General features: G+C 70.1%; 23 protein-coding genes. 14 read left to right on the top strand and 9 right to left on the bottom strand.

Going from position 1 to position 22228, the window contains the following annotated elements; genetic code table 11:
* Positions 1 to 46 precede the first annotated feature (46 nt).
* The 9 genes from infC (at position 47) to cimA (ending at position 10272) form a co-directional block, all read left to right on the top strand.
* Complete coding sequence (gene infC / locus RT323_RS07350) at positions 47 to 913, top strand: translation initiation factor IF-3 (RefSeq protein ID WP_313406528.1); 867 nt, start codon at positions 47 to 49, stop codon at positions 911 to 913.
* 2 nt (positions 914 to 915) lie between these two features.
* Complete coding sequence (gene rpmI / locus RT323_RS07345; RefSeq protein ID WP_313406495.1) at positions 916 to 1110, top strand: 50S ribosomal protein L35; 195 nt, start codon at positions 916 to 918, stop codon at positions 1108 to 1110.
* 44 nt (positions 1111 to 1154) lie between these two features.
* Positions 1155 to 1547: a 50S ribosomal protein L20 gene (gene rplT, locus RT323_RS07340; RefSeq protein ID WP_313406492.1), complete on the top strand. Its 393-nt coding sequence runs from the start codon at positions 1155 to 1157 to the stop codon at positions 1545 to 1547.
* Between the two features lie 20 nt (positions 1548 to 1567).
* A complete protein-coding gene (locus RT323_RS07335) occupies positions 1568 to 2356 on the top strand; it encodes an RNA methyltransferase (RefSeq protein WP_313406490.1) in 789 nt (262 codons plus the stop codon).
* A gap of 10 nt (positions 2357 to 2366) precedes the next feature.
* Entirely contained in the window at positions 2367 to 3404 is a 1038-nt protein-coding gene (locus RT323_RS07330; protein ID WP_313406488.1) for an ATP-binding protein, read from the top strand.
* Positions 3405 to 3425: 21 nt separating this feature from the next.
* Positions 3426 to 4529, top strand: a complete 1104-nt coding sequence (gene pheS / locus RT323_RS07325) for a phenylalanine--tRNA ligase subunit alpha (protein WP_313406486.1) — start codon at positions 3426 to 3428, stop codon at positions 4527 to 4529.
* A gap of 1 nt (position 4530) precedes the next feature.
* Positions 4531 to 7044, top strand: coding sequence for a phenylalanine--tRNA ligase subunit beta (gene pheT, locus RT323_RS07320; RefSeq protein WP_313406485.1), 2514 nt, complete (start codon positions 4531 to 4533; stop codon positions 7042 to 7044).
* A 37-nt stretch (positions 7045 to 7081) separates the two neighbouring features.
* Complete coding sequence (locus tag RT323_RS07315; RefSeq protein ID WP_313406482.1) at positions 7082 to 8518, top strand: aspartate ammonia-lyase; 1437 nt, start codon at positions 7082 to 7084, stop codon at positions 8516 to 8518.
* 152 nt (positions 8519 to 8670) lie between these two features.
* The gene (gene cimA / locus RT323_RS07310; RefSeq protein WP_313406480.1) at positions 8671 to 10272 is read left to right on the top strand and encodes a citramalate synthase; all 1602 of its coding nucleotides are present in this window, start codon (positions 8671 to 8673) and stop codon (positions 10270 to 10272) included.
* Here cimA and RT323_RS07305 read toward each other — a convergent pair.
* Positions 10251 to 11399 carry a DUF222 domain-containing protein gene (locus RT323_RS07305; protein WP_313406478.1) on the bottom strand — a complete coding sequence of 383 codons (1149 nt, stop codon included), beginning with the start codon at positions 11397 to 11399 and terminating at the stop codon, positions 10251 to 10253. The genes cimA and RT323_RS07305 overlap by 22 nt on opposite strands.
* Before the next feature lie 115 nt (positions 11400 to 11514).
* Here RT323_RS07305 and RT323_RS07300 point away from each other — a divergent pair, with 115 nt between their 5' ends.
* Positions 11515 to 12042 carry a hypothetical protein gene (locus RT323_RS07300; RefSeq protein ID WP_313406475.1) on the top strand — a complete coding sequence of 176 codons (528 nt, stop codon included), beginning with the start codon at positions 11515 to 11517 and terminating at the stop codon, positions 12040 to 12042.
* Positions 12043 to 12052: 10 nt separating this feature from the next.
* Here the strand turns inward: RT323_RS07300 and RT323_RS07295 are convergent, their stop codons facing one another.
* The 4 genes from RT323_RS07295 to arsM are packed head-to-tail and all read right to left on the bottom strand — an operon-like array spanning position 12053 to position 14884.
* On the bottom strand, positions 12053 to 12490 hold the full coding sequence (locus RT323_RS07295; protein ID WP_313406472.1) for a VOC family protein: 438 nt from the start codon (positions 12488 to 12490) through the stop codon (positions 12053 to 12055).
* Between the two features lie 56 nt (positions 12491 to 12546).
* The gene (locus RT323_RS07290; RefSeq protein ID WP_313406469.1) at positions 12547 to 12996 is read right to left on the bottom strand and encodes a heat-shock protein HtpX; all 450 of its coding nucleotides are present in this window, start codon (positions 12994 to 12996) and stop codon (positions 12547 to 12549) included.
* Positions 12993 to 14069 (bottom strand): ACR3 family arsenite efflux transporter, encoded by a 1077-nt coding sequence (arsB, locus tag RT323_RS07285; protein WP_313406467.1) that lies wholly within the window; start codon positions 14067 to 14069, stop codon positions 12993 to 12995. Before arsB ends, RT323_RS07290 begins: the two co-directional genes overlap by 4 nt.
* The gene (arsM, locus tag RT323_RS07280; protein ID WP_313406464.1) at positions 14066 to 14884 is read right to left on the bottom strand and encodes an arsenite methyltransferase; all 819 of its coding nucleotides are present in this window, start codon (positions 14882 to 14884) and stop codon (positions 14066 to 14068) included. Before arsM ends, arsB begins: the two co-directional genes overlap by 4 nt.
* 90 nt (positions 14885 to 14974) lie before the next feature.
* Between arsM and RT323_RS07275 the strand changes: the two genes are divergently transcribed.
* Both RT323_RS07275 and RT323_RS07270 read left to right on the top strand, forming a co-directional pair.
* Positions 14975 to 15322 (top strand): metalloregulator ArsR/SmtB family transcription factor, encoded by a 348-nt coding sequence (locus RT323_RS07275; protein WP_313406461.1) that lies wholly within the window; start codon positions 14975 to 14977, stop codon positions 15320 to 15322.
* A 76-nt stretch (positions 15323 to 15398) separates the two neighbouring features.
* Positions 15399 to 16229, top strand: a complete 831-nt coding sequence (locus RT323_RS07270; RefSeq protein WP_313406458.1) for an SDR family NAD(P)-dependent oxidoreductase — start codon at positions 15399 to 15401, stop codon at positions 16227 to 16229.
* On the opposite strand, the gene RT323_RS07265 is transcribed toward RT323_RS07270, so the two are convergent.
* The 3 genes from RT323_RS07265 to RT323_RS07255 are packed head-to-tail and all read right to left on the bottom strand — an operon-like array spanning position 16166 to position 18812.
* Entirely contained in the window at positions 16166 to 17014 is an 849-nt protein-coding gene (locus RT323_RS07265; protein WP_313406456.1) for an alpha/beta hydrolase, read from the bottom strand. The two genes, RT323_RS07270 and RT323_RS07265, sit on opposite strands and share 64 nt — an antisense overlap.
* A 26-nt stretch (positions 17015 to 17040) precedes the next feature.
* Positions 17041 to 17682, bottom strand: a complete 642-nt coding sequence (locus tag RT323_RS07260; RefSeq protein ID WP_313406454.1) for a response regulator transcription factor — start codon at positions 17680 to 17682, stop codon at positions 17041 to 17043.
* Complete coding sequence (locus RT323_RS07255) at positions 17646 to 18812, bottom strand: sensor domain-containing protein (protein WP_313406453.1); 1167 nt, start codon at positions 18810 to 18812, stop codon at positions 17646 to 17648. Before RT323_RS07255 ends, RT323_RS07260 begins: the two co-directional genes overlap by 37 nt.
* A 136-nt stretch (positions 18813 to 18948) precedes the next feature.
* On the opposite strand from RT323_RS07255, the gene RT323_RS07250 reads away from it, so the two are divergent.
* Entirely contained in the window at positions 18949 to 21102 is a 2154-nt protein-coding gene (locus RT323_RS07250; RefSeq protein ID WP_313406451.1) for an MMPL family transporter, read from the top strand.
* Here the strand turns inward: RT323_RS07250 and RT323_RS07245 are convergent.
* The gene (locus RT323_RS07245) at positions 21095 to 21610 is read right to left on the bottom strand and encodes a 2'-5' RNA ligase family protein (protein ID WP_313406448.1); all 516 of its coding nucleotides are present in this window, start codon (positions 21608 to 21610) and stop codon (positions 21095 to 21097) included. The two genes, RT323_RS07250 and RT323_RS07245, sit on opposite strands and share 8 nt — an antisense overlap.
* Before the next feature lie 70 nt (positions 21611 to 21680).
* Between RT323_RS07245 and RT323_RS07240 the strand changes: the two genes are divergently transcribed.
* Positions 21681 to 22217, top strand: a complete 537-nt coding sequence (locus RT323_RS07240) for an alpha/beta hydrolase (protein ID WP_313406445.1) — start codon at positions 21681 to 21683, stop codon at positions 22215 to 22217.
* Positions 22218 to 22228: the final 11 nt, after the last annotated feature.

Here is a 22228-nt window from a genome sequence, read left to right as displayed (position 1 = left end):
GCGTACCGGCGCCCCGATTTCCCTCGGGAAGGATCTGGCTGTTAGCATGGTTGATCGAAGTGGAGGTCACTCCCACCTGCCGGGTTCTTGGATCCGGGGGTCACCTGCTGGGACTCGTTCCCGGCACGCGATGCCGTCGGCGTCGCGATGTGTGCACGGGTGGCTTTCGCTTCGACGGAGGCCACCTTTTTCGTGTCCTCCACCACCGATCTCAGGAGGATCCATCAGCACAGATCTGCGCGTCAACGAGCGCATTCGCGTCCCGGAGGTCCGACTCGTCGGACCCAGCGGTGAACAGGTCGGCATCGTTCGCATCGAAGATGCCCTGCGTCTGGCCGCCGAGGCCGACCTCGATCTCGTCGAGGTCGCTCCTCAGGCACGCCCGCCCGTCTGCCGTCTCATGGACTTCGGCAAGTTCAAGTACGAGGCTGCCCAGAAGGCCCGCGAATCTCGACGCAACCAGACGAACACGATCATCAAGGAGATGAAGCTCCGCCCGAAGATCGACGGCCACGACTACGACACCAAGAAGGGTCACGTCGTGCGCTTCCTGAAGGCGGGCGACAAGGTCAAGATCACGATCATGTTCCGCGGCCGCGAGCAGCACCGCCCCGAGCTGGGGTACCGCCTGCTGCAGAAGCTGGCCGCCGATGTCGAGGATCTCGGCTTCATCGAGTCGAACGCCCGCCAGGACGGTCGCAACATGACGATGGTGCTCGCTCCTCACAAGAAGAAGTCCGAGGCGCAGGCCGAGGTCAAGGCCGAGAAGGCCGTGACCACCGCCGCCCGCGAGGCTGAGCGCGAAGCCGAGGCCGAGGCCGAGAAGGCGCATCGCGAAGAACACCACAAGACCGCGACAGCGAAGAAGCCGCGCCGTCGCTCCGAGAACCTCGACCCAGACATGGAGGCATAACCGTGCCGAAGTTCAAGCCCCACTCGGGGATGAAGAAGCGCATCAAGATCACCGGCAAGGGCAAGCTCCGCCGCGAGCAGACCAACCGCCGCCACCTGCTCGAGGTCAAGTCCTCGACCCGGAAGCGCCGTCTCGACGGCACGACCGAGGTGTCGAAGGCCGACACCAAGCAGGTCAAGAAGCTGCTCGGTCTCTGAGCGCCCCACCCCCCGTTTTTTGAAGAACTTGAAGGAGTAAGACTGTGGCACGCGTCAAGCGTTCAGTGAACGCCCAGAAGAAGCGCCGCGAGATCCTCGAGCGCGCCTCCGGCTACCGTGGCCAGCGCTCGCGCCTGTACCGCAAGGCCAAGGAGCAGGTCACCCACTCGCTGGTCTACAGCTACAACGACCGCAAGACCAAGAAGGGCGACTTCCGTCGCCTCTGGATCCAGCGCATCAACGCTGCGGTCCGCGCGCAGGGCATGACGTACAACCGCTTCATCCAGGGCCTCAAGGCCGCCGAGGTCGAGGTCGACCGCAAGATCCTCGCCGATCTCGCCGTCAACGACCCGGCCGCGTTCACCGCTCTCGTGGACCTCGCCAAGGCGAACCTCCCCGAGGACGTCAACGCGCCCAAGGCCGACCAGGCCGTCTGAGCACCAGCTCAACCCCACTCGTGGCGAGCCCCGGCGATCTCACCGTCCGTTCCGGACGTGTCAAGATCGTGCGGCGGCTCGCCACGCGTGCGTTCCGGGTCAAGACCGGCGAGTTCGTCGCCGAGGGACCCCAGGCGGTCCGTGAGGCGCTTGCCGAGCGCGACGTCGTCATCGAGGTCTTCGCCACCGTCGAGGCGACGGAGCGGTACCCCGAGCTCGAGGCGCAGGCCGAGACCTGGCACGTCGTCACCGACGACGTCGTCGAGGCGATCGCCGACTCGGTGACCCCGCAGGGCCTCGTCGCGCGGTGCCACTCGGTGCTCGGCACCCTGACCGACGTGCCGGCCGACGCCCGCCTCGTCGTGGTGTGCGCCGAGATCCGCGATCCCGGCAATCTCGGCGCCGTCATCCGCTGTGCGGACGCCGCCGGTGCCGCCGCCGTCGTGGTCGCCGGCGAGAGCGTCGATCCCCTGAACCCCAAGGTCGTGCGGGCCACGGCCGGCTCGCTGTTCCACCTGCCGATCGCGGTCGAGGACGACGTCGAGTCCGTCATCGCCGAGCTGCAGTCGCGCGGGATGCAGGTGCTGGCCGCCGACGGCGCCGGTGAGACCGGGCTGTTCGACGACGACCTCGACCTCGTCGCACCCACCGCCTGGCTCATGGGCAACGAGGCGCACGGCCTGCCCGACTCCCTGGTCGCCGCGGCGGACCGAGCCGTGCACGTGCCGATCCTGGGCCGCGCCGAGAGCCTCAACCTCGCGACGGCGGCGGCGGTCTGTCTCTACACGTCGGCCCGCGAGCAGGGCTAGGCTCGGGCTCGTGCCCTTCGACCACTTTCCCGACGGCATCGTCGTGGCGGATGCCGACGGGCGCGTGACGTACGTCAACCGCTGGATCAAGTACTGGGCTCGCGCCGAGGGCGACGAGCTGCTCGGCATGCACCTCAACGACACGCTGCCGTTCGACGACCTCGGCGGCAACAGCTGGTTCGACTGCGTGCACCCGTACGACGGACTCAACATCCGCACCCGCATCAGCGAGTCCTCGTGGTACTCCCCGCGCGGCAGTGAGTACCTGATCACCGCATCGCTCGTGCGCGACCAGCCGGCCGGCAAGGTCATGAAGGTCATCGTGAGCATCCGCAACGCTCGCGTGCGCCTGCAGCGCGACCGCGAGAAGTCCGACATGGTCGCCACCGTCGCGCACGAGCTGCGCTCGCCGCTCACGGGCATCAAAGGCTTCAGTGCCACGCTGCTGAGCCGGTGGGACGCGTTCACCGAGGACCAGCGCGTCTTCATGCTGCAGACCATCGACGCCGACGCCGACCGCCTGAGCCGGCTCATCACCGAGCTGCTCGACGCGGCGCGGATCGACGCAGGGCGGTTGTCGCTGCGGACCGAGCCCGTGCGGCTCGATGAGCTCACCGAGCGCGTGCTCGCCTCGGTCTTCTCGACCGCCGACGAGCCGCCGTTGCCGCGGGTCACGGCCGAGGTCCCGATCGTGTGGGGCGACGCCGACCGGATCACGCAGGTGTTCACCAACCTGCTCGAGAACGCCATGCGTCACGGCGAGGGCCTGCGCGAGATCGTCGTGGGTCCCGAGGATCGTGACGGCGCGGCCGGCGTCTCCGTGCGCGTCATCGACAACGGCCCGGGCATCGCGCCCGAGTCGCGGATGCGGATCTTCAGCCGCTTCTGGCGGTCGGGTCCCGGGGCGGGCAGCGGCCTAGGCATGTTCATCGTCCGGGGGGTCGTCGACCAGCACGGCGGCACGATCACGATCGACGACGCCGAGGGCGGGGGAGCGTCGATCGGCGTGTGGCTGCCGGTCAACGAGCCGGACACGATGACCTCCTGACGCGCCGATAGACTTCAAGGCGTGTCTGCGCCCAATTCCGACTACGACCCGGTCGAGGTCACGCCCTTGCGTGCCGACGAGGTCGCCCGCATGCGCGACGAGGCCCTCGAGGCCATCGCCGCCGCCGATTCCCTCGATGCGATCAAGCAGGTCCGCATCGACCACGCGGGTGATCGCTCCCCGCTGGCGCTGGCCAACCGCGAGATCGGCGCGCTGCCGCCGGCCGCCCGCAAGGACGCCGGCCAGCGCGTGGGCCAGGCCCGTGGCGCGGTCAACCAGGCCCTCGCCGCCCGGACGGCCGAGGTCGAGGCCGTGGAGTTCGAGCACCGCCTCGCCGCCGAGGCCGTCGACGTCACGCTGCCGACCGAGGTCGAGCCCCTGGGTGCCCGCCATCCGATCACCACGATCCAGGAGCACGTCGCCGACATCTTCGTCGCGATGGGCTGGGAGGTCGCCGAGGGCCCCGAGGTCGAGGCGGAGTGGCTCAACTTCGATGCCCTGAACCTGGGCCCGGACCACCCCGCGCGCACGATGCAGGACACGTTCTGGCTCGACCCCGAGTCGGCCGCGATGGTGCTGCGCACGCACACCTCGCCCGTCCAGGCGCGCACCATGCTCACCAACGAGCCGCCGATCTACATCGTCTGCCCCGGACGCGTCTACCGCACCGACGAGGCCGACGCGACGCACATGCCCGTCTTCCACCAGGTCGAGGGCCTGGCGATCGACAAGGGCCTGTCGATGGCGCACCTCAAGGGCACGCTCGACCACTTCGCGCGGGCCATCTACGGCACCGAGATCACGACACGCTTCCGTCCGTCGTACTTCCCGTTCACCGAGCCGAGCGCCGAGGTCGACCTGCTCTGCTACGTCTGCCACAACGACCCGGCCGAGGTCGCCTCGTGCCGCACGTGCGGCGGCGAGGGCTGGGTCGAGTGGGGTGGCTGCGGCGTCGTCAACCCGCGCGTCCTGGTGGCGTGCGGCGTGGACCCGGACGAGTACTCCGGCTTCGCGTTCGGCATGGGCCTGGACCGCACGATCACCAGCCGTTACGACATCGCGGACCTGCGCGACCTGTGGGACGGCGACGTCCGTTTCACCGAGCCCTTCGGAGTTGGTCTCTGACATGCGTGTTCCCATCGAATGGCTGCGGTCGCTCGTCGAGTTGCCGGACGGCGTCACCACCGAGCAGCTGGCCGAGCGCCTCACGATGTACGACCTCAAGCTCGAGGAGATCATCGGTGGCGGCATCACCGGCCCGCTGACGGTCGGCCGCGTCCTGGCGATCTCGCCGGAGGAGCAGAAGAACGGCAAGACGATCAACTGGTGCCGCGTCGACGTCGGTGCCCAGAACGATCCGTCCGTGCCGGATGCCCCGGGTGAGGACGTGCCCTCGCGCGGCATCGTCTGCGGCGCGCACAACTTCCGCGTCGGCGACCTCGTGGTCGTCTCGCTGCCGGGCACGTTCCTGCCCGCACTGAACTTCGAGATCGGCTCGCGCAAGACCTACGGGCACGTCTCGGACGGCATGATCTGCTCGACGAGCGAGCTCGGCATGCCCGACGACGAGACCACCGCCAGCGGCATCCTCGTGCTGGACCCGGCGACGGGTGCGCAGCCCGGCGACGACGCGGTCGCGGTGCTGGGCCTGGGCGACCAGACGCTCGATCTCGAGGTCAACCCCGACCGCGCCTACGCCCTGAGCCTGCGCGGTGTCGCGCGTGACGCCGCGCTGGCGTTCGGCGTCCCGTTCCGGGACCCGGCCGACCGTGAGGTCCCGGCGACCGATGACTCCGCGTACCCCGTGCGGGTGGACGATCCCGAGGGCTGCCCCGTGTTCGCGACGCTGGTCGTGACGGGGATCGACCCCGCCGCCACCACGCCGGCGTGGATGGCGAAGCGCATCACGGACGCCGGCATGCGCCCGATCTCGCTCACGGTCGACATCAGCAACTACGTGATGCTCGAGCTGGGCCAGCCGAACCACTGCTACGACCGCGCCAAGCTGAGCGGCGATATCGTCGTGCGCCGGGCGACCGAGGGCGAGCAGATCGTCACGCTCGACGACGTCACCCGAACGCTGAACGCCGCGGACCTGCTGATCACCGACGACGCGGGCCCGATCGGCATCGCGGGCGTCATGGGCGGGGACCGCGTCGAGATCGACGGCTCAAGCACCGACGTCGTGATCGAGGCCGCGCACTTCGACCCGGTCACGATCTTCCGCTCGCAGAAGCGCCACAAGCTGCCCACCGAGGCGGCCAAGCGCTTCGAGCGCGGCGTCGATCCCGAGCTGCCGCTGCGCGCGGCCGCCCGCGTCGCCGAGCTGCTCGTCGAGCTGGCCGGCGGCACGCTGGCACCCGGCGCCACCGTCGTGGGCACGGCTCCCCAGCGGACGCCCGTGTCGTTCCCGGCCGACCTCCCGGCCCGCATCAGCGGTGTCGAGATCTCGGCGGAGCAGGCGCGAGAGACCTACGAGCGCAACGGCTGCACGGTCGACCTCGTGGACGGCACGTTCACCGTGACGCCGCCGTCGTGGCGCTTCGACCTCAACGACCCGTACGACTTCGTGGAGGAGGCGCTGCGGTCCGCGGGCTACGAGAACGTGCCCTCGGTGCTGCCGACGCCCACGGGTGGCCGCGGGCTCACCCGCGAGCAGGAGCTGCGCCGCCGTATCGGCCACGTGCTGGCCGGAGCGGGCCTCGTCGAGGTCACGACCCTGCCGTTCGTCGGTACCGCCGACCTCGACAAGCTCGGCCTGCCGCAGGACGACGAGCGCCGCAACCTCGTCCGGCTGGCCAACCCGCTGTCCGCCGAGGAGCCGGCCCTGACGCCGACGCTGCTCGTCGGGCTGCTGCGCGCCGCCTCGCTCAACGTGGGCCGCGGGCACGACTCGGTCCAGATCAACGAGATCGGCCGGGTCTTCGCACCGAAGCCGGGCAATCCGACGGCTCCTATCCTCGGGGTCGACCGTCGTCCGACCGCCGACGAGCTGGCCGCGCTGGACGCGGCCCTGCCCGACCAGCCGCGCCACGTCGGCTTCGTCCTGGTGGGCGAGCGGGCGCGCTCGGGATGGACCGGTGCCGGCCGCCCCGTCGCGTGGACGGATGCGTTGGGGATCGCGCGTCGGGTCGCCGAGACCCTGCACGTGGACCTCGAGGTCTTCGCTGACGCGATCGCGCCCTTCCACCCCGGCCGCTGCGCCCAGCTGCGCGTGGGGGAGCAGGTCGTGGGACACGTCGGCGAGCTGCACCCCAAGGTCGCGGAGGCCTACGGTCTGCCCGGTCGGGTGGCCGCCGGCGAGCTGGACCTCGACGCCCTCATCGCGGCCGCGCCCGCGATCGGGCCGAAGCCCGACTTCTCGGCCTTCCCGGTCGCGAAGGAGGATTTCGCGTTCATCGTGGACGAGGGGCTGGCCGCGGGCGACCTGCAGTCCGTCATCGAGGCGGCCAGCGACCTGCTCGAGTCGGCGCGCCTGTTCGACGTCTACACGGGCGACCAGGTCGGCGAGGGTCGCAAGTCCCTGGCCTTCAAGGTGCGCCTGCGGGCCCAGGACCACACGCTCAAGGACGCCGAGATCAAGGCGGCCCGTGAGCAGATCGTGTCCGCGGCCGCGACACTCGGAGCAGAGCTGCGCTGACCGGCAGTTGGGCCCCGCGAGTGGTTACATGGGGCCCATGACCTCGGGAAAGACGTCCGTCCGGATCGAGCACGACCTCCTCGGCGACCGCGAGGTGCCTGCCGACGTCTACTGGGGCGTGCACACGCTGCGAGCGTTGGAGAACTTCCCGATCACCGGTGTTCCCATCGCGATCAGCCCGTACCTGCCCGAGGCGCTGGCCGCGGTGAAGGAGGCGGCGGCCGATGCCAACCACGACCTCGGGCTGCTCGACGACGTGCGGCACGCCGCGATCATCAAGGCGTGCCGCGAGATCCGCGCGGGCAAGCTGCACGACCAGTTCGTGGTCGACGTGATCCAGGGCGGTGCCGGGACCTCGACCAACATGAACGCCAACGAGGTCATCGCGAACCGCGCGCTGGAGATCCTCGGCCACGAGCTGGGCGAGTACGAGTTCCTGCACCCGAACGAGCACGTCAACCTCAGCCAGTCGACGAACGACGTCTACCCGACCGCGGTGAAGATCGCGGTGATCAACGCGACGCACGACCTGGGCGCGGCGATGGAGAAGCTCGAGGAGGCCTTCGCCGAGAAGGCCGTCGAGTTCCACAGCGTCCTGAAGATGGGCCGCACGCAGCTGCAGGACGCCGTCCCGATGACGCTGGGCCAGGAGTTCAACACCTACGCGCTGATGATCGCCGAGGACCGTGCGAGGCTGCGAGAGGCCGTCCTGTTGCTGCACGAGATCAACCTCGGGGCGACGGCGATCGGCACCCAGCTGAACGCCCCAAACGGGTACGTGCCGCTGGCACGCGAGCACCTGTCGCGCATCACCGGGCTGCCGCTGCGCACGGCCATCGACCTGATCGAGGCGACGCAGGACTGCGGCTCGTTCGTGCAGATGTCGGGCGTGCTGAAGCGGGTCGCGGTGAAGCTGTCGAAGATCTGCAACGACCTGCGGCTGCTGTCGTCGGGCCCGCGCGCCGGCCTGGGCGAGATCAACCTGCCCCCGCGCCAGGCGGGGTCGAGCATCATGCCGGGCAAGGTGAACCCGGTGATCCCCGAGGTCGTGAACCAGGTGGCGTTCCAGATCATCGGGCACGACGTGACGGTGTCCATGGCGGCCGAGGCGGGGCAGCTGCAGCTGAACGCGTTCGAGCCGGTCATCTGCTACTCGCTGTCCGCGGGGCTGTACCGGCTGCGGACCTCGATCGAGTCGCTGACGGAGTACTGCGTCAAGGGCATCACGGCCAACAGCGAGCGCCTCGCGGCCGAGGTGGCGAACTCCATCGGCCTGGTCACCGCACTCAACCCGTACGTCGGCTACCAGATCGCGACCGAGCTGGCCCAGGAGGCGCTGCTGACGGGCCGCGGCGTCGCCGAGATCGTGCTGGAGCGCGGTCTGCTGCCCCCGGACGAGCTGGAGCGCATCCTGCGCCCCGAGACGCTGGCCCACCTCGGACCCAAGCCCGCCGACCGGTCCGGAGGCGTGTGAGGGCGCCCGAGGGGCGGTGTACCCTGTGAGCATGACCACCTTCGTGATCATCATTTGACAGCGCGTCTGGACCATTCGTCAGACGCGCCGCCTCCCGTACCCGGGGGGCTTTTTTCATGAATGACCACGGGCACGACACACACAGGACGATCATGAGCACGAGCTTCGGGAAGCACGAACCCACGGACTTCCACGTCTACGACACGACGATGCGCGACGGCGCCCAGCAGGAGGGGCTCAACCTCTCGGTGCAGGACAAGCTGGCGATCGCCCAGCACCTGGACGAGCTCGGCGTCGGCTACATCGAGGGCGGTTGGCCCGGCTCGAACCCGAAGGACACCGAGTTCTTCGCGCTCGCGGCCAAGGAGCTGGACCTCAGGCACGCGACGCTGGCGGCCTTCGGCTCGACGCGCCGTGCCGGCTCGGTCGCCGCGGACGACGCCCTGGTGGCCGCCCTGCGCGACTCGGGCGCCTCGGTGGCGACCGTCGTGGCCAAGAGCCACGACCAGCACGTGCTGAAGGCCCTGCGCACGACGCTGGACGAGAACCTGGCGATGGTGCGCGACACCGTCAGCCACCTGCGCGCCGAGGGCCAGCGCGTCTTCCTGGACTGCGAGCACTTCTTCAACGGGTACCTCGACAACCGCGACTACGCGCTGGAGGTCGTGCGGGTCGCGACCGAGGCCGGCGCCGAGGTCGCGGTCCTGTGCGACACGAACGGCGGCATGCTGCCGCACCAGGTGGGCGAGATCGTGGCCGACGTGCTGGCCTCGACGGGCGCCCGGCTGGGCATCCATGCGCACAACGACACGGGTTGCGCCGTGGCGAACTCCATCGAGGCCGTCCGTGCCGGAGCGACGCACCTGCAGGGCTGCATCAACGGCTACGGCGAGCGGACGGGCAACGCCGACCTGGTCACGAGCGTCGCGAACCTCGAGTTCAAGCTGGGCATGGACGTCATGCCCGACGGTGCGCTGGGCGATGCCACCCGCATCTCGCACGCGATCAGCGAGATCACCAACTATCCGCCGGTCGCGCGCCAGCCGTACACGGGCGTCTCGGCGTTCGCCCACAAGGCGGGCCTGCACGCCAGTGCGATCCGGGTCGATCCCGACCTCTACCAGCACATGGACCCCGCGCTGGTCGGCAACGACATGCGCCTGCTGGTCTCGGAGATGGCGGGCCGCGCGACGATCGAGCTGAAGGGTCGCGAGCTGGGCTTCGACCTCTCGGGCGACAACGAGCTGCTGACGACGATCACCGAGCGTGTGAAGCGGATGGAGCAGGAGGGCTACACGTTCGAGGCGGCCGACGCGTCGTTCGAGCTGCTGCTGACCGAGGCCGTGACCGGCAGGCGTCCCGAGTACTTCGACGTCGAGTCGTGGCGCGTCATCGCCGGCTCCGCCCGGGACGACGGTGCCGAGGCGATCGTGAAGGTCGTCGCCGGTGGGCGTCGCACCGCGGTGGTGGGAGAGGGCAACGGGCCGGTCAACGCGCTCGACCATGCCCTGCGTGAGGCGATCGAGAGGATCTACCCGGACGTCGCGCAGTTCCACCTGATCGACTTCCGCGTGCGCATCCTCGACCAGGGGCACGGCACGGACGCCGTGACGCGCGTGCTGATCGAGACCACCGACGGCAAGAGCTCGTGGGTGACCGTCGGCGTCGGACCGAACATGATCGAGGCGTCGTTCGAGGCCCTCGTGGACGCGCTGACGTACGGCCTGCGGTCTCACGGGGTGGAGGCCCCGTAGGTCGCGGGCTCGCCGAGATAGCGGTCGCCGAGGTGACCGTGGGACTTCATGTTGTGGTGCTTGCGGCACAGGCATCTGAGATTCCGGGCCGACGTCTCTCCGCCTGAGTCGTAGTCGATCGCATGGTCGAGGTCGGTTTCGCGCACGGGGGCGAGGCAGCCCATGACCCTGCAGGTGCCGTCCCTCCAGTGGAGTGCTCTGCGTAGTGCCTCGGTGGGCCGGTAGCCGATGATCTTCGTGTCGAGGACTCGGCCGAGTGGGTCGAGCACCAGCCTTCGGAAGATCGTGTGCTCACCGGCGGCGAGTTCGCGGACCCACGCCTGGTCGAGCGGCTCGCCGGCGCGGGTCACTCCCGGCCCTTCGGTGAGGCCGATCAGGTCGGTGGCCGCGATGCTGATGGCGATCTCGGCGCGGATGTCGGTGGCGGTGCCGGTGCAGGACGTGAGCCAGTGCGCGAGCAGGTCGGCCTGCTTCTGGTCGCGGGTGCGGCGGTCCTTCTCGCCGCTCTCGGGGTCGATGGCGGGCAGGTCCTTCGCGGCCCGGCGGAGGCGCTCGCCCGCGGCGATGGCCACCCCGGTGGGCAGCAGCGCGTTGAGCCAGCTGGTGCCGTCGCCGTTGTGGGTGACGGACACGTGCCGCTTCTCGACCGCCTGGGCCGTCTCGATCGCGGTCTGCTCGGGCTCGGTCCGCGCACGGAAGCGACGTAGCCAGCACCTCAGCTCGTTGACGGTGTGGGTGACCGCGTACGCGACCGCGGCCCCTTCAAGCTTCTTCCAGCTCTCGGGCTGGACGAGACGCTCGGCCGTGTCGGCGATGGCCGTGGCGCGGGCGGCGTCGAGGTCGCCGGTGCGGAAAGCCGCCCAGACGGCGGGGGTGCGCTCGCGCAGGATCTCGGCCTCGGACACGATCGCCCAGACGCGATGCTCGGTGACGTGGAGTGCCTGGGCGATCTCGAGGGTGACCTCGCGACGAGCCAATTCCTTGCCCAGGACGATCTGATCGGAACGGTCGATCTCGGCGACCCGCCGGCGGTGGTGCGCGGCGATGAGCTTCCACTCCTCGAACTCGGCCAGCGCGCGGGCGCGGCGAGCCGCATCGAGCGCGCGGGCTGTGAGCTCCGAGGTCATGAAACCAACGTAGTGGGCCCCACCGACATAGGTCCCGGCTGATGAGAGAGCCCGGAATCGGCTGGAATGACGGACAGCCAGGCCAGCGCGTCGCTAGACTCGCGACGCCCCGCGCATGAATGAGCGGAGGCTCGTCTCGGACATCGGAGCAGCAGTGCGCAAGATCCTCGTCACCCTCGTCGCGGCCGTCATGACGCTGGGCCTGGTCGGCCATCCGCCCGCCGCACAGGCCAGTCCGTCGGGAACGATGAAGAAGGTCCAGAAGACGCTGAAGATCAAGAAGGTCGTCCGCAAGAGGTCGGCGCTCGGGCTCAACACGCGGGTGGTCAAGGTGAAGCACCCGAAGAAGGCCGGCACCAAGTTCTACGTCATCACACGCGACGACTACGACGACCTCGAGGACACGTTCGACGATCTCTATCCGGAGAAGACCGGGTACTGCACCTTCGGCTTCTTCGACGACTACGGCGACGACGGCATGGAGGACTGGCAACTCGATGACCCGTACTGGGACTCGAGCTGGGACGACTCGGTCGTCAACGTCTGCCCGGCGAAGAAGGCCAAGGACGGCTACTACGAGATCGTCAAGAACAAGAAGGCCAAGCGGTACGCGAAGCGGGCGCTGCGGCGCATCGGGGCATGACGCTCGTCGCTCAGCCGTTGCGCAGGTCCTGCGCGAGCATGACGATGATGCCGCTCGGGCCGCGGACGTACGTCAGCCTGTAGATGTCCTCGTAGGTGCCCACGCCGCGCAGGGGATGGCAGCCGTGGCGCGCGGCGATCTCGAGCGCCGCGTCGAGGTCGTCGACCGAGAAGGCGACACGGTGCATCCCGATCTCGTTCGGCTGCGTCGGCTCGGTCTCGATCGCGTCGGGGTGGATGTACTCGAACAGCTCGAGGCGTCCATGGCCGTCGGGCGTCTGGAGCATCGCGATCCTGGCGTGGTTGCCGTCGAGGCCGACGGCGGTGTCGGTCCACTCGCCGCTGACGGTGTCGCGACCCAGGACCTCCAGTCCGAGATCGGTGAAGAAGGCGATGGTCGCGTCGAGGTCACGGACCGCGATGGCGACGTTCTCGAGCTTGATGGGCATGGGTGCACGCTACGCACGCCATGCCCTCGAGCGCCATGGGCCGGGGCCGGGCGGACTCAGCCGGCCAGGACGCTCGGCCTCAACTCAAGGTCGGGAGCGAGCTCGTGCAGCAGGTCGCGGACGCGCTGGTCGAGGTCGGCGATGATGCGTCGCACCTCGGGCTCGTCCTGGCCGCCCGGGTCGTCGACCGGCCAGTCCCGGTACCGGACCCCCGGCACGTAGGGGCACTCCTCGCCGCAGCCCAGCGTGATGGCCAGGTCGCTGGCGGCGATCATCTCGGTGGTGAGGTGCTTCGGTCGTTCCCGGGAGGTGTCGAGTCCGAGCTGCTCCAGCACGGCAGCGACCTCGGCATGGATGTGCTCGCCGGGCTGCGTGCCGGCCGACAGCGCGACGACGCGACCCTCGGCGTAGTGCTCGGTGAGCAGCCGGGCGGCGACGGAGCGGCCACCGTTGCGGACGCAGGCGAAGATCACCTGCGGAACACGCTCATTGGTCTCTGCGGTCATGGGCGGACTCCTTCTGCGGTGTCGGGGAAGTAGCGGCGGGCCCACAGGCTCACGTAGACGAGTCCGACGAGAATGGGCACCTCGATGAGCGGGCCGACGACACCCGCGAGGGCCTGTCCGCTGGTCACGCCGAAGACGGCGATGGCGACGGCGATGGCGAGCTCGAAGTTGTTGCCCGCCGCGGTGAACGCGACGGTCGTGGCACGGGCGTAGCCCAGCCCGACCTTCCGGGCGAGCAGCAGGGAGCCTGCCCACATCACGGCGAAGTAGACGACCAGCGGCACGGCGATGCGCGCCACGTCCCACGGCTCGTTGGTGATCGTCTCGCCCTGCAACGCGAAGAGCAGGACGATCGTGAAGAGCAGCCCGTACAGGGCCCAGGGTCCCAGCCGCGGCAGGAAGCGGTCCTCGTACCAGTCGCGGCCGCGGCGGGCCTCGCCGATGCGGCGGGTCAGGTAGCCGGCGGCCAGCGGGATGCCCAGGAAGATGATGACGCTCTGGGCGATCTCCCAGGGGGACACGTCGAGCCCCGTCGTGGACAGGCCGAGCCAGCCGGGCAGGACGTCGAGGTAGAACCAGCCGAGGACCGCGAAGGCGCCGACCTGGAAGACGGAGTTGACCGCGACCAGCACGGCGGCCGCCTCGCGATCGCCGCAGGCGAGGTCGTTCCAGATGATGACCATCGCGATGCAGCGGGCGAGGCCGACGATGATGAGACCGGTGCGGTACTCCGGCAGGTCGGGCAGGAAGATCCAGGCCAGCGCGAACATCAGGGCCGGGCCGATGAGCCAGTTGAGCACCAGCGAGAGCACCATCATCCGGCGGTCGCGGGCGACGTGCCCGACCTCGTCGTACCGGACCTTCGCCAGCACGGGGTACATCATCACGAGCAGGCCGAGCGCGATCGGCACGGAGACCGAGCCGATCGTGATCGCGTCGAGCGCCTCCGCGATGCCCGGGACCCACCGGCCGGCCAGCAGGCCCACGAGCATCGCGACGCCGATCCAGACGGGCAGGAACCGGTCGAGGGTGGACAGTCGCTGGGCGACGTGACCGTCCGCGGTCGCCGTCACGCGGTCGGCTTCGTGGCGCGGACGATGGCACCGTGCATGCCGGGCGCGGCCTCGTGCGTGAACTCGACCTCGGCGTCGACGAACCCCGCCCCGGCGAGGCCCTCGAGGTACTCCGTGCGCGAGAGGGCACCGGCGATGCAGCCGACGTACGAACCGCGGTCCGCGCGGTCGTCGGCCGTCAGGTGGTCCTCGGCGACGACGTCGGAGATCCCGATGCGGCCGCCGGGGGAGAGGACGCGGAACATCTCGGCCAGCACCTTGGGCTTGTCGACCGAGAGATTGATGACGCAGTTGGAGATCACGACGTCGACGGAGGCGTCGGGCAGCGGGACGTCCTCGATCGTGCCCTTGAGGAACTCCACGTTGGTGGCACCGGCCTTGGCGGCGTTGGCGCGCGCCAGCTCGAGCATCTCGTCGGTCATGTCGACCCCGTAGGCGAAGCCGGTCTCGCCGACGCGTCGCGCGGACAGCAGCACGTCGATGCCGCCGCCGGAGCCGAGGTCGAGGACCTTCTCGCCGGCACGCAGGTCGGCCACTGCGGTCGGGTTGCCGCAGCCGAGGCTGGCGGCGATCGCCTCGGCAGGCAGCGATGCCTGGTCGTCGCTGTCGTACAGCGCCGCGCCGAAGGACTCGTCCACGGTCGCGCCACCGCCGCAGCAGTCCGACGACCCGCACCCCTGGTCCACGACCTGGAGCTCATCGTTCAGCTCGACGTTGGTGGTGCCTCGGGTCACCGCGTTGGCAGCCTGGGCGTAGCGATGGCGGACCTCCTCGATGAGCTGGTCGTTCGTGTCCGACGTCTCGGTGGTGGTCATGGCGTGCTCCTCGGATTGATCGACGGATCTCAATGCATCGAGAGTCATCTATCTATCGACGATTGTCAATACGTCTGGCAGACTGATCGCATGTCCACGCGCACCTCTCTCCCGGTGATCGACACGACCGAGTGCTGCTCGACCGTCACCGGCGGTGAGCTCGCGGCCGACGAGGCCGAGCGGCTGGCACGGATGTTCAAGGCGCTGGGTGACCCGACCCGGGTCCGCCTGCTGTCGATGATCGCAGCCCAGCCCGAGCGCGAGGCCTGCATCTGCGACCTCACCGAGCCGGTCGGGCTCTCGCAACCGACCGTCTCGCACCACATGAAGCAGCTGGTCGACGCCGGGCTCGTCGTCCGCGAGCAGCGCGGCCGCTGGGCTTTCTACCGCGTCGTCGAGGACACGCTCGCAGCACTCAGCGACGCGCTGAGGCCCTGACCCGGCGTCGATCCTGCAGATCCGGGTACGTCCTCCGTGACCGCGCGTCGAGCCGCGGACGACGGGAGGAACACGCATGGACCAGAAGACGATCGTCATCACGGGTGCCAGTGACGGCATCGGTGCGGCGGCCGCGCGAGAGCTCAGTGCCCGAGGCGCCCGCGTCGTGGTCGTGGGCCGGAACGCGCAGAAGACGCGCGCCGTCGCCCAGGAGCTGGGAGCGCCGTTCCACCTCGCCGACTACGCCGAGCTGTCTCAGGTGCGCCGCCTCGCGCAGGAGCTGGACGAGGCCTACCCGCGCATCGACGTGCTGGCGAACAACGCCGGCGCCCTGATGGACAGCCGGAACCTGACCGTCGACGGGTTCGAGAAGACCTTCCAGGTCAATCACCTGGCCGGATTCCTGCTCACACAGCTGCTCCTGCCGAAGCTGATCGAGAGCCGGGCGACCGTGATCCAGACCGCCTCGGTCGCCGCGAGGCTGTTCAGCAGGTTCGACATCGACGACCTGCAGAACACGAAGCACGACGGAGGACAGGTCGCGTACGGCAACGCCAAGCTGGAGAACATCCTGTTCACCCGTGAGCTGGACCGCCGCTTCGCCGGCGAGGGGATCTCGGCAGCCGCGTTCCATCCGGGCCTGGTCGGCTCCAACTTCGCGCACGGGACGAAGGACCCGCTGAACTTCCTGTACCACACGCCGGTGGTGAGCAACCTCCTCACGCTGTCGCCCGAGCGGGGTGCGAAGCAGCTCGTCTGGCTGGCGACGTCGACGCCCGGCACGGACTGGCAGCGCGGCCAGTACTACGAGCGGAAGAAGCCCGCGAAGTCCGCCCGGGAGGCTCACGACGGCGAGCTGGGACGGCGCCTGTGGGAGGAGTCCGAGCGGATGGTCACGCGGGTCTGAGCCGCATGGGCACGGCAGAACTCCCGGATCGCCGCGTTCACCTGCTCGGGTCGCTCCAGGTGACTCATGTGCCCGGCATCGTCGATCACGACGAGCGACGAGTCCGCGATCGCCTCGTGGAACTGACGCGCGACGAACAGCGGTGAGCGTGCGTCCTCGCGGCCCCAGACCAGCAGGGTCGGGACGGTGATCCGGGGCAGCACGTTGCTGAGGTCGGCCTCGGCCATGATTCCCAGCTCGATGCCGAGCGTGGAAGGCCGGACGCTGCTCGCGATCTCCGCGAGCAGGGAGACGAATCGCGCGGGCGGACCGTGGGCGAAGAGGCCCGGGAGGGTGGGGTCGAACGGCTCCCCGTCCGCGAGCATCCTTCGCGTGCCGGCCACCCGCGCGTCCACCTCCTCGACGGGCAACGATCCCCTCCAGCCGGCGTAGCTGTCGATGAAGATCAAGGTGGCGACGAGCGACGGATGCCGGCGGTAGAGCTCGAGCATGACGGTGCCACCCCACGACAGCCCAGCGAGATGGACCGGGCCGAGGTCGAGGGCTCCGATCACCGCGGCGAGGCCGTCGGCGAAGTCCGCCAAGTCGACGTGGCCGGGTAGGTCCGAGGACTGTCCGGCTCCAGGCTCGTCCCAAGCGATCACGGTGAACTCGTCGGACAGACCGGCAAACTGCGGCGCCCAGACCCGGCCGTCCTCCGCCGCCCCGTGGACGAAGAGCAGGGCAGGCCCCTCGCCGACACGGTGGTAGGCGATGGTGAGACCAGCGGTCTCGACGAACTCCACCTCTCCACGGTAGCCCCGCAGGTCAGTCAGAAGCGCAGCCATTCGAGCACGGCCCGGACCCGGCGGTGGTCGTCGGTGTCGACGGGCAGGTCGAGCTTCGTGAAGATGCTGTTGATGTGCTTCGCGACGGCCTTCTCGGTGACTACCAGCGCCCGCGCGATGCCGGCGTTGGCCCGGCCTTCGGCCATCAGGGCCAGCACCTGGCGCTCGCGCTCGGTGAGTCGGTCGACGGGGGTGTCGCGCCGGCGATCGAGGACGGCCGCGACCACGGACGGGTCGAGGACGGTGCCGCCGTCGACGACACGGTGCAGTGCGTCGACGAACTCGGCGACGTCCGAGACGCGGTCCTTGAGCAGGTAGCCCACGGCGCCCTCGCCGCTCGCGAGGAGCTCGCGGGCGTACAGCTGCTCGACGTACTGCGACAGCACCAGGACGGGGAAGCCGGGGCGCCGCTCGCGCGCGGCGATCGCGGCGCGAAGTCCCTCGTCGGTGAACGTGGGCGGCATCCGGACGTCGACGACGGCAGCCTGCGCCGAGGGGTCGTCGAGGGCCCGCTCCAGCGCACTGAAGCTGTCGACCGCGGCGATCACCTCGAAGCCCTTGATCTCGAGCAGCTGGGTGAGACCAGCCCTCAGGAGAGCGTGATCCTCGGCGAGGACGATGCGCACGGGACCTCCCAACTCACGACTGTGGGCCCGCCGACCGGGCTCGAGATCGACACGATGCCGTCGAAGGCGGCGAGCCGGGCGACGACGCCACGCAGCCCGGTGCCCTCGTCGGGGTGAGCGCCTCCGCGTCCGTCGTCGCCGACGAGACCGCGCAGGAGAACGCCGTCGTGACGCAGGCTGATCCACGACCGCGGGGCCGCGGCGTGCTTGGCGGTGTTGGCCAGGCACTCGGCCACCGCGAAGTAGACCGCCGACTCGATCGGTGCCGGCAGCCGGTCCGGCAGGTCGAGGTCGAGGTCGACCGGGACGGCCATGTCGAGCGCGAGGGCCGAGACGGCTCCGGCGAGGCCTCGGTCGGCGAGCACGGGCGGGTGGATGCCCCGCACGATGTCGCGCAGTTCCCCGATCGCGGTGGACGATGCGCTGCGTGCCTCGCCGACGAGTCGGCGGGCGACCTCGGGATCGGTGTCGAAGAGGTCGTCGGCCAGGCCGAGGCTGAGCGAGACGGAGGCCAGGCGCGCCTGCGGCCCGTCGTGCAGGTCCCGCTCGATCCGGCGCAGCTCGTTGGCGGAGTGGTCGACGACCATGGCGCGTGACCTCGCGAGGGCCTGCACCCGCTGCTCGAGCCGCTCGGTGCGGCCGATGGTGAGGATCGCCCGGTCCACGGTCGCGCGCCCTCGCATGAGGGGGACGACGCCGAACCACCACACGGGCAGGGTCACCACCCCGAGGAGGAGCAACACCGCCAGCAGCGAGGCCACGAAGCCCAGCGTCGCGCCCCAGAGCAGCCAGAGCAGGTCGCGCCACGTCATGGAGTCGCCCAGGGCGATGCGCAGGTCGGCGAAGGGGGCGCCGGTGGACGGGAGGTAGGGCGCGGGCACGTGAGTCCCGAGGATGCGCCCGGCCAGGTTCCGGTGCACGCCGGTCAGGGTCCGGACCACGGGCAGGAGGCCGACCAACAGCAGGATGCCGACCCACACGACCGTCAGGATCGATCCGACCAGGACCAGCACGAGGACGAGCAGGACGGGGACGAACAGCAACCCGTGCAGGGCCGCGTACCCGGTGACGGCCCAGCGACCGGCAGGTCCCTCGCCGTCGTGGATGGGGTCACCCTCGAGCCGGCTCACGGCGTCAGTCTGCCCGAACCCGCGGGTCCGGCGCAGTGGTGCAGGCACCACCACCGGACGGGACGCTCCACCCCTGACGGTGAGGGCGCGCGTCGCGAGGCTGGATCCATCACCGTCCCGCCCCACAGGAGTCGTCATGTCCACAGGCCTGAGTGCCCTGCCCGCCCGTGCCGCGCGCTGGAGCGCCACCCATCCCTGGCGCGCCATCGGCGCCTGGCTGACGTTCGTCGCGATCGCCGTCGGCCTCGCCGCCACCATCCCCACGAACGAGACCGAGGACGCGGACTATCGCGTGGGCGAGTCCGGCCGGGCGGACCAGTGGGTCGAGGCCTCCGGGCTGGCGCCGTCCCCGTACGAGAGCGTCCTGATCCGCAGCCGAGCGGGCCAGCTCGACCAAGGTGAGGCGCAGGCCGCCGCGCGAGACGTGACCGACCGGATGCGGGCCGCTCCCGGCGTCGCGGCGGTCGAGGGACCCGTGCCGAGTGCGGATGGAGAAGCCCTGCTGGTGTCGGTCGAGCTCACGTCCGAGGAGGTCGACATCGGTCCGCTCCTGGACGAGACAGCCGCGGTCCAGGCATCGCACCCGGACCTCGTCGTCGCTCAGGCGGGTGACGTGACGATCGGGGACGCCATCGACGAGCGCGTGGGGGAGGACCTGCACTCCGCGGAGTTCATCAGCCTCCCGATCACGCTGGTCCTCATGCTGATCGCCTTCGGGGCGGTCATCGCCGCGGGGCTGCCGGTCCTGCTGGCGGCCACGAGCGTCGCCGCGACGGTCGGCATCAGCGCCGCCGTCTCCTGGCTGGTCCCGGCCGAGCCGACGGTGCTCAGCATGATCGTGCTGATCGGCATGGCCGTGGGAGTCGACTACTCGCTCTTCTACCTTAAACGCGAGCGCCGGGAGCGGGCCGAGGGCCGGACGACACTCGACGCGGTGGCGATCGCGGCCGAGACCTCGGGCCACGCGATCCTCGTGTCCGGCGCGGCCGTCATCACCGCGCTGGCCGGCCTGTTCGTCCTCACCGACGTCACCTTCAACTCACTCGCCGCGGGCTCGATCATCGTGGTGGCGGTCGCGGTGCTGGGCTCGATCACGGTGCTTCCCGCCCTGCTGGTCAAGCTCGGTCGCTGGGTGGACCGGCCCCGCATCCCGCTGTTGTGGCGGCTCAACCGTCGAGTGGGCACCGGCACGATCAGTGGGCGCCTCATCGGCCCGGTGGTCCGGCATCCCGTCGCCGCGCTCGCGGTGTCCTCGATCGGCATCATCGCCCTCGCGGTGCCGGCCGTCACGATGAAGACGCACCAGGCCAGCATCGAGACGCTGCCCGCCGACATCCCCGCCGTGCAGACGTTGCGCGACATCACCCGCGCCTTCCCGGCGGAGGGGACCTCCGCCCAGGTCGTCGTGACCGGTGCGGAGCCCGCCGCGGCACGTGCGGCCCTCGAGAGGCTCGCCTCGGACGCTGAGCGCACCGACGACTTCGTCGCGGACGGAGCCGAGGTGCGCACCTCGCAGGACGGCGACACGTCGGTCATCGACCTGGCCCTGCCGTACGAGGAGGCCGACGACCGCGCGACCCAGGCGATCGAGCGGCTGCGCGGGAGCCTCGCTCCGGCAGCTCTCGGCGACCTCGGCGACGACAGCGCGTGGGCGGTCGGCGGCGGCGCGGCCGCCTCGCTCGACTACGGCAACAAGCAGGACCAGCGGCTGCCCATCCTGCTCGGGTTCGTCCTGCTGTCGACGATGGTGATGATGGTGCTCGCCTTCCGCAGCGTCCTGCTCGGGCTGGTCTCGACGGTGCTCAACCTGGCGTCCGTCGCTGTGGCCTTCGGACTGCTGGCCGTCGTCTTCCAGCACGGAGTCGGCGAGGGGCTGCTCGACTTCACCAGCCCGGGGTTCGTGATCGACTGGATCCCGATCTTCGTCTTCGTCGTCCTGGTCGGGCTCTCCATGGACTACCACGTGTTCGTCCTGAGCCGGATCCGCGAGCTCGTCGACGCGGGCCTGCCGGCTCGCGAGGCCGTGCACCGCGGGATCGCGGACACCGCCGGCGTCATCACCAGTGCCGCTGCCGTCATGGTCTCCGTCTTCGCGATCTTCGCCACGCTCTCGATGATGGAGATGAAGATGCTGGGGGTGGGGCTCTCGGCCGCCATCCTGATCGACGCCACGGTGATCCGGCTCGTCGTGCTCCCCGCCGTGCTGGTGCTGCTGGGGGACCGGGTGTGGGTGCGGCGCCCCGAGCCTCGCGTCACCGACGCGGTACCGGAGCCGATCGCCGTCACCTGACGGTCGCGACGTCCTCGATGAGGTCCTGCGCGGGGTCCCACCAGCGGAGGCGGTCGCAGCCCAGCTCCTGCGGAGTCTCGGTGGCGTGCAGGACCTCGAGGGCCTGCGGGAGCAGGCGTCGCGGGACGCGTCGCGCCACGGTGACGTGCGGGGTCCAGACCGGGTGGCGCAGGGCCGGGACCATCGCGCGGATCCGCTCGACGGCGGCCGCCAGCATCCGGTCTGGCTCGACCAGGTGGGCGATGGTCACGCGGGGACCCTGGCCGAACAGGACCAGCCCCCGCACCTCGATCCGGGCGGGCAGCAGGGGCGCGATCGCCACGCGGGCCGCCGACACGACCTCGGGGGCGACCTCGACGGCCGCCACCAGCGTCACGTGCGGTGCATTGGTCATCGACCGGTGGTCGGCCTGCGACGGGAGACCGGCGGCCTTCAGCGCCTCCCACTGCGCCTCCACGGAGGATGCGGAGGCAGGGTCGAAGCTGAGTTCCAAGGCCTGGTCGGGCATGGGTGGAGGATAGTCAGGGACGCCGACAGCGCGCGACGGAGCAGCAGTCAGCACGACGAGAGGACGATTGATGACCCGCAAGGCGATCATCTTCCACGGCACCGGGGCGAACCCGGACGTCGTGTGGCTGCCGTGGTTGCGCAAGCGGCTGGTGGAGCGCGGGTACGCCGTCGAGGCACCGCACCACCGGGACCTGAATGTCGAGCCCATCGCCAGTTTCCTGCCGAAGGTGCTGGCCCAGCACACCTTCGACGCGGACACCGTGCTGGTCGGCCACTCGGGCGGGGCCGCGCTCCTGCTGTCGATCCTCGAGCACATCGACACGCGGGTGGACCAGGCACTCCTCGTCGCCGGCTACTGCACGGCGCCGAACGCCGGGTACGAGCCCGTGCTGCAGGACTCCTACGACTGGGCGGCCATCCGGGAGCACGTCCGCGACCTGTACTTCATCAACTCCCGCGAGGACCCGTACGGCTGCGACGCACGGCAGGGCCGGGCGATGCACGAACGACTCGGTGGCACCCTGATCGTCCGCGACGACGGCCACTTCGGCGACATCGACCAGCCGTACGACTCGTTCGATCTGCTCGACCGGCTGATCGACTGAGGCCCCTCGGC

The organism is Aeromicrobium sp. (genome assembly GCF_032084975.1).
Taxonomy (GTDB): domain Bacteria; phylum Actinomycetota; class Actinomycetes; order Propionibacteriales; family Nocardioidaceae; genus Aeromicrobium.
Note: the sequence above shows the minus strand (reverse complement) of the source record. Positions and strands in the feature narration are given on the sequence as shown.